This is a genomic window from Exiguobacterium sp. Leaf196, assembly GCF_001423965.1.
In the GTDB taxonomy this organism is placed as follows: domain Bacteria; phylum Bacillota; class Bacilli; order Exiguobacteriales; family Exiguobacteriaceae; genus Exiguobacterium_A.
Genome location: NZ_LMPV01000001.1, coordinates 856,986 through 870,252 on the forward strand (window position 1 = coordinate 856,986; position 13,267 = coordinate 870,252).

Below are 13,267 nucleotides of genomic sequence, written 5' to 3' on the forward strand. Positions count from 1 at the left end.
AAAGCCATCAATTTTCGATAATGATCCGGAGTCACCAACGGCTTGTTTCATGAAATAGCAACTGACGATACAAACTTCAGCCACCACTTCGAAACGCTCTAGATGTGCTTTCTATCAACGTTTTGAAAACATTTTGACACACTTGAGGAGGAATGACGGATGCCAATTAAACGAACGGATCATATCAGTCTGAACGTCGTGAACCTAGAAGAAGCGATTCACTTTTTTTCGCTTTGCGGGCTCGAAGTACGTGGACGATGGGAAATGGAAGGGAAGTTGCTCGATCGTTTGTTGAATCTAGACGGGGCAAAGACGGAATGTGTCGCTCTTGGGTTACCAGGTGAAGCAATCTGGCTCGAACTGGTTCGGTTCAAACGACCAGTTGAGACGTCCACTGTCGTTCAGCACGTTTATTCCAGTGGATTGCGTCATCTCTGTTTTGAAGTGACAAGACTCGATACAATCCTCGAACGGTTAGCGAATCATGGATATCAACCGATTGGGGAAGTCGCGAATTACGAAAATGAGTATCGCCTATGTTACGTAAGAGGACCTGAAGGTGTGATCATAGAGCTAGCAGAAAAAATCGATTCCGTATAAACACGGGATCGATTTTTTATTTCTTGTTGTATAACCAAATGGTTATATTATATCCTGATGAAGAAAGGACGGGAAACTCATGACACGATTTGATCCAGAAATAGAAACGATGAGTCAGTATCTCAAAGGGTTAAGTGATCCGGTACGGCTGGATATCTTACGTCGATTACAGGTGCGCGAACACTGTGTCTGTGATTTGACCGCAGCATTCGATATTTCACAACCCGCGATCAGTCGACATTTAAAACGACTTCGAGAACAAGCGATCATCTCCGAACGCCGCGATCGGCAATGGATCTATTATCGCTTAAATCGGGAACATCCTTATTACGGTCAACTGGAATGGATGCTAAGACGGCTGGATACAGCAGATGTGCGCTCCAGTTCCTGTACCGTATTAGAAATCTAACAGAAATGAAGTGAATCAATTGACAGCATCACAATGGCTTGCGATCGGAATATTTCTGATCACCTTATTTTTGATCATCAAACAACCGAAAGGGCTAGGTATCGGATACTCAGCGATCGGGATGGCGATTGTCGCGCTTTTAACGGGCGTTGTCGAACTGGGAGACGTCGCGACCGTCTGGGGGATCATCTGGAACGCGACGTTCACCTTCATCGCCTTGATCGTCATCTCATTGATCTTAGATGAGATCGGCTTCTTTGAATGGGCCGCGTTACATATGGCCCGAATCGCCCGCGGTGGCGGTCTTAAACTATTCATCTACATGACGTTACTCGGTGCCCTTGTCTCGGCCTTGTTCGCGAATGATGGGGCTGCCTTGATTCTGACACCGATCGTCCTCGCGATGGTCCGTCACTTGAAGTTACCGGATGCGGTCGTCCTGGCATATGTCTTCGCCTCCGGCTTTATCGCCGACACGGCAAGTCTTCCGTTCGTCATCTCGAACCTCGTCAACATCGTCTCGGCGGACTTCTTTCACATCGGTTTTACAGAGTATGCGGCACGGATGGTCTTCGTCAACGTCTTTTCGGTCGCTGGTAGTCTGCTTGTCTTGTACTTCTATTTCAAGAAGCAGATCCCGAAAGTCTATGCCGTCGAGGATTTGGCGAATCCGACGTCTGCGATTCGCGATATGCGGATGTTCCGTGCTTCATGGATCGTCCTTGGCTTGTTGCTCGTCGGGTACTTTACGAGTGATGCGATCGGCATTCCGGTCAGTCTCGTTGCTGGCATCATCGCCGTCTTTTTCTTATTCCTGGCGCAAAAATCACCGAGTGTCCCGACGAAGAAGGTCCTTGCCGGTGCCCCGTGGGCGATCGTCTTCTTCTCACTCGGTATGTATATCGTCGTCTACGATCTGCGCAATGCGGGACTGACTCAAGTCCTTGCGGAGTTGATCGAGTGGATGGCGACGAACCTCGTATCGGCGACGTTTGGAATGGGCTTCCTTGCCGCTCTGTTGTCTTCTGTCATGAACAATATGCCGACCGTCATGATCAATGCGTTATCAATCGAGCATACGGCAACGACGGGAGCGATTCGTGACGCCTTAATCTACGCAAACGTCATCGGGAGCGATCTCGGTCCAAAGATCACACCGATCGGAAGCCTTGCAACCTTACTGTGGCTCCATGTCTTGCGCTCAAAAGGGGTCCGGATCGGTTGGGGACAATATTTTAAAATCGGTACCGTTTTGACGATTCCGACGCTCGCCATTGCGTTGCTCGGACTCTACATCAGTTTATTACTCTATTAAGAGGAGGACATGAATATGGCGAAACTACTTATCATCGGCTCGATCGCTGCCGGCACATCAGTTGGGGCGAAGGCACGCCGTAATAGCGAAGACTTAGAGATCACGATCTACGACCGGGACGAGGACATTTCCTATTCCGGTTGTGGGATTCCCTATTTCGTCGGCGGTGAAGTCGCTGAGCTCGATGAATTGACGCCACGCGACGCAGCGTTCTTCAAGAAACGTTACAACATCGACGTTAAGACGCGTCATAACGTCGAAGCGATTGATCACGAGACGAAGACAGCGACGATCCGTCATCTGGATTCGAGTGAGACATTCACGGATACGTACGATACGCTCGTTTTCGCGACTGGTGCCTCTAGCATCATTCCGCCGCTACCGGGCGTCGATCTCGAAAACGTCTTCCCGGTCCGTAACATCCGTAATGCAGATGCGATTCGTCGGTACGTCGACGCGCAAGCTCCAAAACGTGCTGTCATCGTCGGCGGTGGATTCATCGGACTCGAGATGGCGGAACAGTTGACATATCGCGGAATCGAAGTGACACTCGTCGAACGGTTGGCGCAAGTCATGCCACCGCTAGACGTTGATATGGCAAAACGCGTTAGTGACCATCTTGAAGCGAACGGCGTCATCTTGCGACTCGGTGAGTCCGTCGCTTCGTTCGAAGGGGAGAAAACGGCTCGTGCAGTCGTTCTTGCAAGTGGCGAGACGATCGAGACGGATCTCGTCATCCTGTCAGTCGGTGTCAAACCAAACACGCAACTCGCACAAGAGATCGGTGTGACGATCGGGCAGACGGGTGCGATCGCCGTCAATCGACAGATGCAGACGAACATCGAAGGCGTTTATGCGGTCGGCGATGTCGCCGAGAGCTTTTCGCTCATCACCGGTCAACCCCTTTACCGCCCGCTTGGTTCGACGGCGAACAAGATGGGGCGGATTGCTGGGATGGTCATCACCGGTGAAGCGATTGAACACCGGGGAATCCTTGGAACGGGAATTTTTAAAGCATTCGATTTGACGGTCGCCCAGACCGGATTGACTGAAAAAGAAGCCCGCGACGCCGGGTATGATATCGAAGTGTTACACAACATCAAGCCGGATCGCCCGGAATATCTCGGCGGGAAAGAAATGGTCATCAAGGCGATTGCAGATCGGAACGATGGTCGTGTCCTCGGTGCCCAAATCGTTGGTCCGCAAGGGGTCGATAAACGGATTGATGTCCTTGCGACCGCAATCAGCTTCAAGGCAAAAGCGGAAGACTTATTCCATCTTGATCTGGCCTATGCGCCGCCATTCTCGACGACGAAGGACCCCATTCTTTACACCGGGATGGCCCTCGATAACGCGATCAAACGAACGGCCCGTCTGAAAACACCGAATGCTTTGATGGAAGAGGTCGCTAAGGGTCAGGTCTTCCAAATCATCGATACGCGCTCACGCGCTCAGTTCGAGAAGAGTCATGTCGACGGGGCAATCCATATTCCGCTCGGTGAGTTACGTGAGCGGGCGCAGGAACTTGATCCGACGGTACCGACAATCGTTTACTGCAATAAAGGTGTCACAGGAAACGCGGCACAGAACGTCTTGAAGAATCTCGGGTTCAGGGACGTCTGTAACTTATCCGGTGGCAATCAAAACTATCAACACATCAAGTCATGTCTCTGACGAGGAAAGTCTTCGCGAAAGCGGAGGCTTTTTTTGTTTACTTAAGATCGGAATCAGGAAAGGATTAAGGACGAGGAACATGTCAATTCAAAAGGGGAGGATGAACGGATGGTACGCGCTTTATTTTTGAACTGTACTTTAAAAGCATCACAAGAACCATCGAACACGGAAGCGTTGATTCGCGACGTGATTTCGTACTGGGAGCATGAGGACGTTGATTCAGAAATCGTTCGAGTCGTCGATCATCAAGTCGCATTCGGTGTGACGGAAGATGAAGGGAACGGCGACGAATGGCCGGCACTCTTCGACAAAGTCAAACAAGCAGATATCGTCGTCATCGGGACGCCGCTGTGGCTCGGTGAAAAAAGTAGTGTCGCGACACAAGTCATCGAACGGTTATACGGGGGAAGTGGCTTGACGAACGACGTTGGACAAGCCATCTATTATAACAAGGTCGGTGGTGTCATCGTCACCGGCAACGAGGATGGGGCGAAACACGCGTCCGCGTCGATTTTATACGGTCTGTCGCACATTGGATTCACGATTCCCCCCAATGTCGATGCGTACTGGGTCGGTGAAGCGGGACCTGGACCGTCTTACATCGAAGCCGGACGTGACAATGACTTCACGAAACGGCATGCCCAGTTTTTAGCTGCCAATCTTTTGCATCTTGCTCGGCTATTGAAAGCGCACCCGATTCCAGCAGAAGGGAATGTGATGGAATGAAGAGAGGATATGTTACAGGATACGGTGTTGCGACCTTATTTGCGATGAGTCTAATAGTAGCAGGATGCGGGAACGACGAAACGGCGTCGGACAAGGTCGAGGACGGATCTACAAACTCGAATACGACCGACAATACGATGAAAGATAAGGATGCGGTCACGAAAAATGCAGATACGGATTATGGATTCACCAGTTTATCGATTGAAGCGGACGTCAATGGGGATATGGACGCCATCGACATCAGCTATGACCGAGAGAATGACGGCACGGAAGCCGAATACCAGTATAAAGATGAAAACAAACGCGGGGACGCGGCGATGACGGAACTCGACGCGAAGTTCAAGAACTTAAAAGTAGATGCGGATACATCTGAGAAAGATGTCATTGCAGAAGTGGAGCGTGTATTTGCGATTCAAGATGCGTCCCGCCTCGAGGTGGAGATCGACTTCTCGGACGGAACAGAAAAAGAATATAAAAAATAAACGACGGGGCTGACTCACATGTCGTCCTCTAAAGATAAGGGTGGCAGAATGATGATCTGCCACCCTTATCTCGTAAAAAAAAATGACGCGTCACACGCCACTCCTACAGGAAAAAGCGCATTATGCGCTGTCAGAGACAAACAAGACCCGCTTTCCTGCTTGAATGAAGCAAGAAAACTGGCTTGTGTCTCACCTGAGGAAAGGGCGTAAAAAGACGCGTCATTCTTTTTTGAGTCAGCCTCGTTGTATTAGTGAATCGTCATATGGGCGAGGACACCATAATGATCGCTTGGTATGACGTGATGGGGCAGTCGTTCATGTCCGATCAATTGAACGCGTTGTAAGGTCACTGGTGCCGGTGAGCGTTGACACAATAACCAATCGTACCGGGCAGGTGTCGTGATTCCGTCATTCTTTTTAGCATACGAATTCGTCACAGGATCAAGTGTCACAGGAGCAAGTTGACCGGTCCGCATGGCAAAACAACCAGCGAGATCGACCCACTCCTTAAGCGTTGCTTGATGCAGAGCAGAATTTGGACAATCATTAAAGTCACCACCAAGGAACTCGATCGTCGCGTCATCCGTCTGTGAGGCAATCCATTCGTTGACGAATCGAAGTTGATCGAGTCGAATGTCTGAAGCACGCCAGTTGAAATGAATGTTCGTCACGGCAAAACGGACACCTTCAATCGAAAACGGAATCCGAATCGCACAGTGATGGTTGATGTTTGCTGTCGCGGCGGCACTCGAATCCGTTCGCTCAAACGGCAGTTTCGTTAAAATGGCAAGTCCTTCATCCGGTGAATCCATATAAGGATCCATCATCCAATAAGGATAACCGGTCGCCTCTGCGAGATGTTCGGCGATTGAGACGAACGGTTCATCCGGATGAAACGTCGACATCACTTCCTGCAGAAGAAGAACATCCGGTTGATGCTGATTGATTTCCGCACACAATGCCGCAAACCGTTCCTGACGCTTGTATGGATAATGCCAAATGTTATACGTCGCGATCGATAATGAGAAACTCATAACGCTAAGCCCATCAGGACAGTATCATAATAACAGCCGTCCGACAGCAACCGGTCGTGGCGTAGTCGTCCTTCTTCTAGGAAACTGTGACGTTGGTAGAGTCGGAGCGCCCCGTGATTCGTCTCGACGACTTCGAGTTGGATTTTCAGAAGCGACTGCGTCTTCGCCCAGGCGATCATCCGGATCGTCAATTGGGTGCCGATTCCTTGTCCCCAATCCGAACGCAGGACACCTAAGCCGAACGATGCTTTATGGGCAAAGCGCTTTAATGCAAATCCACGACACCTGGAGTAAGCAATGATTTGTTCCTCCCGTTCAACGACGAGGATTTGATCCGGAACCGATGAATGGTGTAACTGATCAACGAAATCGGTCGCCGTCATCACGTCCTCACCAGGCATCCGGTCGAAGTACTCCGTTTCCGCGTCGAGTGCTTGACGTAGTGCAGCAAGTGCTTCAGCATCACTAAGACGAGCCGGACGAATGTGGTAACATTGCGTATTAAATGAGCGGTGCGTCGTTTGCATATGTTAGCCTCCCATCTAGATAGAATATGCCATCATTGTGGCATTGTTGTCGGATTGTAATCGGTCACATGTATATGCTAGGGAAACGGTGTATCACGAATAGGGTCAACTGACGGACCATCCGGAGCAGGCGCAAACTCAATAGTCCTTCGTCAAACGATGTTAGCGGCGAACGTGGACGATCCAAGCGGTCATATAGGTAAGTGTTCCAACCGATAGGACGAGCGCGATCGCATAAAACGGAAACGAAGGATACCGTTCAAGTAGTGGCTGTTCAAACAAAAAGGCAATCATCAGGATAGGAAGACTGATCAAAAAAGCAACGTACGCTGCGCGGGTCGCCTTACCAGTGATGAGGGCCTCTCGTTCGTCCGAGTCAGAGAATTCTGCTGTTGACGTCGACCATTTTGAAAATGACCGGGAGCGATCCGTTCGTGAGAGATAGCCAATGCATGAGACGACAATAGCGATGATGATCAGTGGTAGCATGATGCTGAGATCGAGCTCAAACGACAGACCGGTACCGGATACAGGATCATCTTGAAATAATTGAAGTTTGTCATGAATCGCACTGATGAGAGACGCAGCTAAAAAATAGAGACAACAATTTAAAACAGATTGGGTTATGACGCGGTTCATCAAGACTCCTCCTCTAATTGAAATAATTCCTCTACTGGTCGATCGAAGACGCGAGCAATTTGCATTGCAAGTAATAAGGATGGCGTATAGCTGCCTTTTTCAAGCGAGATGACGGTCTGGCGTGTCACGCCGATCCGTTCAGCGAACTGTTCCTGCGTCCACTTCTGTTGTTGGCGGTAAATCCGGACTTGATTCGTCAGCTTCATCCAGCGACCTCCTTTCCCGTTGTTTATATTGTAAAGCCTGTTTTACATTTTGTAAAGTGAACTTTACTTTTTAAATGGGAAAAAGCCAATGAATCAAGACGATACATTGGCTTAGTCGTAAGCGATACATTCAAATTGGTTTATATTGCAATGGGAATGAAGCGAGCCATTTGCAAACATTACATGACGTGCGGCGTTACAATGATGGCTACGAGACATACGAACGTCGTAATGACGTGATGTCGTCGTAAGGACAAGGGAAGCAAAACAAGCCCTGCGATCGTGACACCAGTAACGATCCATCCTAAAAGAAATTCCGTGTCATGGGAAGCGATCGGAATACTCAATAGATACGCTGTCGCGTGCGGAAAGTAGCCCAGTGCATCGAAAAGGATCCCGCTAAAAACACCAATCAATAGCAAACTGATCGCTAGCTGAAACCGTTTTTTGGATTTAATCATATAGATGCTCCTCATCTGTTTGTTTGACGCATGACTTCGTGATCGGTGCGTCTACCTTCTAGTCATTCGTCAAAATGAATCGAATTCCTGACTGTTATCTTTCTCGGAACTTTATCAAAAATCCTTGCTTCTACGCACCAATCGGAATATTCAGATAATAATCGGGTATCATCATGAAAACACCATCGCCGATTCAGTGGAAAGGAGAAGAGAAGATGATGCCTGAACTGATACCGGATGACCGGGAGCTCGAACGAAGGATTCGAATCGTCCATCTGTTGCGAAAACTGGGTAAAACAGACGAAGCAATTGCAAGGTCCCTCTATGTACCGATTGAATGGGTCCAGTCGATTTATGAAGAAGACGACTGGCAGCAAATGCAATCATCCTAAGGCAAGGGCGTCTCGTCCTTGTTTTTTCATCTGTTCTGTTAGACTTATCTTATAAAAATGAAATCAAGATGTCAGAAATCAAAGATACATAACAACACGGTGTGTGATCTGAAAACTGGACAGGAGGAGACAGATGATTGAAATATTGCACTATGATGTGTTTACGGCGACACCAGGAACCGGTAATCCAGCCGGAGTTGTCTTAAACGCCGATCGATTGTCGGAGCTTGAGATGCAACGGATTGCTCGGACGAGTGGATTCACGGAAACGACATTCATCCTCTCTTGCGAGCAGGCAGATTATCAAATGCGTTTCTTTGCACCGGAACGGGAGATGGACTTATGTGGACATGGTACGATCGCTGCATTGACGGCGATCGATTCACATATTGGTGTACCTGCAACTTGTCAAATCAAGACAAAATCAGGCATCTTGCCTGTGATTCGTTTAGCGCATGGCATGTTTCGTTTACGACAAGGGCGACCTTGTCTGCACCCATTTGATGGTGACGTTGAGGCAGTCTTAGCATCGATTGGATTAGAAATGAAACATTTAGATGAACGATTTCCGGTCGTTTATGGAAGTACCGGGAATTGGACGCTTGTGTTGCCGATTCGTCATCTCGTCGATTTTCAACGGATGATGCCAGATCATCAACAATTTGCATCCGTTTTGACTGACTATCCTCAAGCATCGATTCACCCTATCTGTTTCGATACATATGATGCGCAGGCGACTTTACACGGGCGTCACTTCTCAGCAACGGGATCAGGTAGCGTCGAAGATCCGGTAACAGGAACGGCGAGTGGTGTGATGGGTGTCTATTACCGAAAATTCATGAAGCCATCCGTCTCAGGAACGATGATCACTGTCGAGCAAGGTCATGAGATAGGACGATCAGGTCAGGTGAGAATCCATGTCTCCGGTGAAGGACTTAATCACAACGACTGGAAGGTCGAGATGGACGGACAAGCCATCTTTGTTGGAGTAAAGAAAGTGGGAGAGGAAGAGGCAGATGTTGAAACACTTCATTTGGGATTTTGATGGCACTTTGTTCGATACATATCCAGTGTTGATCGATGTTTTTGTGGACATGCTCGAGAGCGAGGGGCAATCGGTCGATCGAGAACGTGTCGCTGAGCTGATGGCGATCTCGGCAAAGACGATGTATGGGGCGTTTGCGGTGTCCGAAGCGTTCATTACGAACTACAAACAACAAAAGGCGACGATTGAGCGCGAACGGTCCGGTCCGTTTCCGGGAATTCATGAATTGCTTGAGACATTATCGGCAAGTGGTGCGACGCATCATATCGTCACCCATCGCGGAACATCCATTCATGCGTTGCTTGCAAAACACGAATTGACGCATCATTTTCAAGACATCCTGACTGCAGAACATGGCTTCGTCCGTAAGCCGGATCCGGAAGCTGTCACGTACTTGATTAATCGGCATCAGATGGCTCTAGACGAGACGATCATGATCGGGGACCGGGAACTCGACGTCTTAGCGGGACATCGTGCGGGTATTGCCACATGTCTGATCAACGAACGATCAAATGAGACGGTTGCGACCTATACGGTACCGAGACCTGAACAATTACACGAACGATTGCTGACATAACGACAGCCCCGCTTCCAGTGATGGGAACGGGGCTGTTTTTTTAAGAAGACAAACGATCCGATTCAGTTACTTCAGTACGTGGCGCATGCCAGAAGTATGTCAGTAAAATACCGACCGCAAGCATCATCGTCGCGAAATAAAACGGATAGTTTAGGTTGACGTCAAACAATAATCCGCCGACGATCGGTCCGAGAATATTCCCGATACTCGTAAACATCGAGTTCATTCCACCGACAAAACCTTGTTCATCCCCGGCAATCTTCGAAAGATAGGTCGTGACGGCAGGTCTCATCAAATCAAAGCCAACGAAGACGACCATCGTCACGAGAATGATCGAGACATAGTTCGTCACGAACGTCATTAAGACGACGAGCAACGTCGAACCAATCAAGCTGTATCGGATCAAGCGAATCTCGCCGAACCAACGTGTCAAACGATCGAACAGCCCGACTTGGACGATGACGCCGACAATCGCACCAAGGGAGATCGCAAGCGCGATATCTTTCGCCGTAAAGCCGAACTTCCGGTCAACGAACAGCGCGAACAAGGACTCGAACGAGGCGAGACCGAACGACGAGATCAATAGGACTAGGAAAGCGATGAAATAGAGTGGACTAAATACTTTCCGAAAACCCGTCTGTTGTTTGATGGTCGTCGCCTCATAATGACGGTTAGGTTCCTTGAGCGTAAAGATAGATAACACCATTGCCGTCAGACCGAACGCTGCAGCAAAGAAGAACGGCGTCCGCGTGCCGAGGTCAGCAAGGAACCCGCCGATCCCGGGTCCAATGATGAAACCGGTCGAGATGGCGGCAGACATATAGCCAAGCGCTTTCGGACGGGTTTCGTTCGTCGTGATGTCAGCAATGAAAGCGGTGACGGCTGGCATGATGAAGGCCGCACTGACACCACCGAGAATCCGTGATGCGAACAGGACTTCGACCTGTTGACCGAGACCGAACAAGAGCTCAGACATGCTAAAGATGAATAAACCGATGATGATCATTGGCTTGCGTCCGTACTTATCGACGGCGCGTCCTGCAAGCGGGGACAGAATCAATTGCGCGAAGGCGAAGGCAGATACCATGTAACCGACCGTCGCCCCGGAGATGCTTAACTCATTCATGATCGTCGGTGTGACAGGAATGACGAGTCCGATTCCGAGAAAAGCGATGAATAAGTTGAGCAGGAGTGTACTTAAAATCAATGTATTGTTTTGCATAGGTCACCTCAATTGTTTGGAATCGTTTTCGACATGCCACGCCAGACGATTGGCCAGACGGCTTGCTGTCTAGCGTGAAAGGCGTCGACGCCGTTATAGACAAGTTCTGTCAGCGTACCTTCAGCAACCGTCAAATAAGCAAGCGCTGCACTTTTGTAGTCCGTCGAATAGAGAATCTGTTCCGTTCGGTCACGTTCGCGTAACAGACGCGTCAATAAATCATGCAGTGAATCGAAGAACGGGTTGAAGCGCTCTGTCATCTCTTGTTCGAGTTTTTCTGGTGGAAAATAGGCTGCCCGAAGGATGAATCGCATCAGGACATCATCCTGCTGCTCTAAAATGAACCAATCGAAGAAGCCGTGCAAGGATTGCTCGAGCGGTTGCTGTCGTGTTTTTGTGAAATACGTAGCGAAACGACGCTTTTGTTCCTGCAAGGCATATGTCGTCGCTTGCAAAAATAGGTCGTCTTTGCCTTTATAATGCGCGTAGATGGACGGTTTTTTGATACCGACTTCTGTTGCGATCTCTTGTAGCGATGCTCCTTCATAACCATGCGCTGCAAAATGATGGATGCTCGTCTGTAACAATTGTTGCGCTTTCAGATAAATCACCTTCCTAACGGTCGTTAGGTAATACTGTAACAGGAAATTTCATGGACAGTCAATGAGAGTGTCCTACCGCACAAAAAAACTGACTCCGCCATGGCGGAATCAGTTTTATAAGGAATCATTATTTATTCATGACACGACCACGTGTTGCGACGCGTGAACCGACAATCCCAGCGAATGATGTGAAGATCAGTGTCAGAAGGAGACCGACGAACGCCCAGATCGAAACTTTCGATGCCGTTTGTGTCGCTTGTTCCGTTTGCTGACGAACATCTTGAACCGTTTTCTTCAAGTCAGCTGATGTCTCGTCAAGTGTTTGTTTCGCATTATTGATTTGTTGCGTTGTTTCTTTTGTTGCCGTGTTTAAACCATCGACAATGTTTTGCGTCGCTTTATCTGCCTCGGCGCCTGTAAGATCCGTGTTCTTCGCAACAGCGTCAGCGATTTTCTTTTCATCGACGGATTTCTCGATTTTCTCAGATCGTGCTGTCAATGAATCACCGAGATCCTGAACGATTTTGTCGAAGTCTTCTGGTTTCGTAATAGCCTCTTTACCGGCAGACGTGACGTCATCTTTGACAGCATCCAGTTGACTTTGCAGGTAGTTAGGTTGTAATTCTTTGATGTCTGTATCCTTAAGAATTTCTTCGACGTTGCCATCAAGTTCCTTCGTATCGATATTTGAGACGTTCTTCGTAACGGAGTCGAACCCTTTCGTGGCAGCATCTTTTGCAGTCGACGCGACAGACCCGATGCCGCTACCGGCAGCTCCACCGACTGTTCCGAGTAATGAACCGACCGATTGTAACGTATTGACGGTCGTAAACGTCAAGAGAGCGAACAAGAGGATGACGCTCGTCGACCAAGTCAAAAATCCGTGAATGAGACCGGCTCGAGCTGACGTCACACCAGAGACGAATCCAGCAACGAATAACGAAATGAGCAATGACAGAATCGCCCAGATGATCAAGCCTGTTCCGACGCCATCGAATGGGTTATTCGACGTGACGTCCGTGACGCCGAGACCGATCGCCGATCCAATCAGACTGAAAAGAATTAATAAAGATAAGAATGATACCACACCGGCAAAAATTGAACTCCATGAAATGTTACGACCCGCACCGTCCGCTTCCGCTCGGAAGTGGGATGAAAAGCCTTTATTTGTTTTTTCCATAATCAGCACTACCTCTCCCAAAATTAATCTTTCAAGTTTGAGATGTTCATGAATAGCAAAGCTTCATCTCAAGTTTCTTACGCGCATAGCTCTTATATTTCCGGAAAGTAACAAAGAGAAACCTAGTATTACAGTTACATGATTAATGATCGTATGAACTTCAAAATATACGGAAT

General features: G+C 48.7%; 17 protein-coding genes. 9 read left to right on the forward strand and 8 right to left on the reverse strand.

Annotation, left to right across the window (positions count from 1 at the left end):
- Positions 1-159 precede the first annotated feature (159 nt).
- From ASG02_RS04515 to ASG02_RS04540, 6 genes are all read left to right on the forward strand, one after another.
- A complete protein-coding gene (locus tag ASG02_RS04515) occupies positions 160-600 on the forward strand; it encodes a VOC family protein (protein ID WP_056061298.1) in 441 nt (146 codons plus the stop codon).
- Between the two features lie 79 nt (positions 601-679).
- Complete coding sequence (locus tag ASG02_RS04520; protein WP_052019022.1) at positions 680-1,009, forward strand: helix-turn-helix transcriptional regulator; 330 nt, start codon at positions 680-682, stop codon at positions 1,007-1,009.
- Positions 1,010-1,028: 19 nt separating this feature from the next.
- Positions 1,029-2,324: an arsenic transporter gene (locus ASG02_RS04525; protein WP_369814194.1), complete on the forward strand. Its 1,296-nt coding sequence runs from the start codon at positions 1,029-1,031 to the stop codon at positions 2,322-2,324.
- 15 nt (positions 2,325-2,339) lie between these two features.
- Positions 2,340-3,998 (forward strand): FAD-dependent oxidoreductase, encoded by a 1,659-nt coding sequence (locus ASG02_RS04530; protein ID WP_056061304.1) that lies wholly within the window; start codon positions 2,340-2,342, stop codon positions 3,996-3,998.
- Between the two features lie 108 nt (positions 3,999-4,106).
- Positions 4,107-4,724, forward strand: coding sequence for a flavodoxin family protein (locus ASG02_RS04535; protein ID WP_056061306.1), 618 nt, complete (start codon positions 4,107-4,109; stop codon positions 4,722-4,724).
- Positions 4,721-5,206: a YusW family protein gene (locus tag ASG02_RS04540; protein WP_056061309.1), complete on the forward strand. Its 486-nt coding sequence runs from the start codon at positions 4,721-4,723 to the stop codon at positions 5,204-5,206. Before ASG02_RS04535 ends, ASG02_RS04540 begins: the two co-directional genes overlap by 4 nt.
- Before the next feature lie 248 nt (positions 5,207-5,454).
- Here the strand turns inward: ASG02_RS04540 and ASG02_RS04545 are convergent, their stop codons facing one another.
- From ASG02_RS04545 to ASG02_RS04565, 5 genes are all read right to left on the reverse strand, one after another.
- Entirely contained in the window at positions 5,455-6,240 is a 786-nt protein-coding gene (locus ASG02_RS04545; protein WP_056061312.1) for an endonuclease/exonuclease/phosphatase family protein, read from the reverse strand.
- Entirely contained in the window at positions 6,237-6,767 is a 531-nt protein-coding gene (locus ASG02_RS04550; RefSeq protein WP_056061315.1) for a GNAT family N-acetyltransferase, read from the reverse strand. Before ASG02_RS04550 ends, ASG02_RS04545 begins: the two co-directional genes overlap by 4 nt.
- A 162-nt stretch (positions 6,768-6,929) precedes the next feature.
- Positions 6,930-7,406, reverse strand: coding sequence for a hypothetical protein (locus tag ASG02_RS04555; protein ID WP_056061317.1), 477 nt, complete (start codon positions 7,404-7,406; stop codon positions 6,930-6,932).
- Positions 7,406-7,612 (reverse strand): helix-turn-helix transcriptional regulator, encoded by a 207-nt coding sequence (locus tag ASG02_RS04560; RefSeq protein WP_035408056.1) that lies wholly within the window; start codon positions 7,610-7,612, stop codon positions 7,406-7,408. The genes ASG02_RS04555 and ASG02_RS04560 overlap by 1 nt, the downstream gene beginning before the upstream one ends.
- Positions 7,613-7,791: 179 nt before the next feature.
- Positions 7,792-8,073, reverse strand: coding sequence for a hypothetical protein (locus ASG02_RS04565; protein WP_056061319.1), 282 nt, complete (start codon positions 8,071-8,073; stop codon positions 7,792-7,794).
- A gap of 215 nt (positions 8,074-8,288) precedes the next feature.
- Between ASG02_RS04565 and ASG02_RS15695 the strand changes: the two genes are divergently transcribed.
- The 3 genes from ASG02_RS15695 to ASG02_RS04575 all read left to right on the forward strand — a co-directional run bounded on the left by ASG02_RS15695 (position 8,289) and on the right by ASG02_RS04575 (position 10,087).
- Positions 8,289-8,465, forward strand: coding sequence for a hypothetical protein (locus ASG02_RS15695; protein ID WP_200934374.1), 177 nt, complete (start codon positions 8,289-8,291; stop codon positions 8,463-8,465).
- A gap of 133 nt (positions 8,466-8,598) precedes the next feature.
- Positions 8,599-9,510 (forward strand): PhzF family phenazine biosynthesis protein, encoded by a 912-nt coding sequence (locus ASG02_RS04570; protein ID WP_056061323.1) that lies wholly within the window; start codon positions 8,599-8,601, stop codon positions 9,508-9,510.
- Positions 9,482-10,087: an HAD-IA family hydrolase gene (locus ASG02_RS04575; RefSeq protein WP_056061326.1), complete on the forward strand. Its 606-nt coding sequence runs from the start codon at positions 9,482-9,484 to the stop codon at positions 10,085-10,087. Before ASG02_RS04570 ends, ASG02_RS04575 begins: the two co-directional genes overlap by 29 nt.
- Positions 10,088-10,127: 40 nt before the next feature.
- Here ASG02_RS04575 and ASG02_RS04580 read toward each other — a convergent pair whose 3' ends face one another.
- The 3 genes from ASG02_RS04580 to ASG02_RS04590 form a co-directional block, all read right to left on the reverse strand.
- Positions 10,128-11,309 (reverse strand): MFS transporter, encoded by a 1,182-nt coding sequence (locus ASG02_RS04580; protein ID WP_056061330.1) that lies wholly within the window; start codon positions 11,307-11,309, stop codon positions 10,128-10,130.
- A gap of 8 nt (positions 11,310-11,317) precedes the next feature.
- On the reverse strand, positions 11,318-11,920 hold the full coding sequence (locus ASG02_RS04585; RefSeq protein WP_235514002.1) for a TetR/AcrR family transcriptional regulator: 603 nt from the start codon (positions 11,918-11,920) through the stop codon (positions 11,318-11,320).
- Positions 11,921-12,038: 118 nt separating this feature from the next.
- The gene (locus tag ASG02_RS04590) at positions 12,039-13,091 is read right to left on the reverse strand and encodes a hypothetical protein (protein ID WP_035408048.1); all 1,053 of its coding nucleotides are present in this window, start codon (positions 13,089-13,091) and stop codon (positions 12,039-12,041) included.
- Positions 13,092-13,267 lie beyond the last annotated feature (176 nt).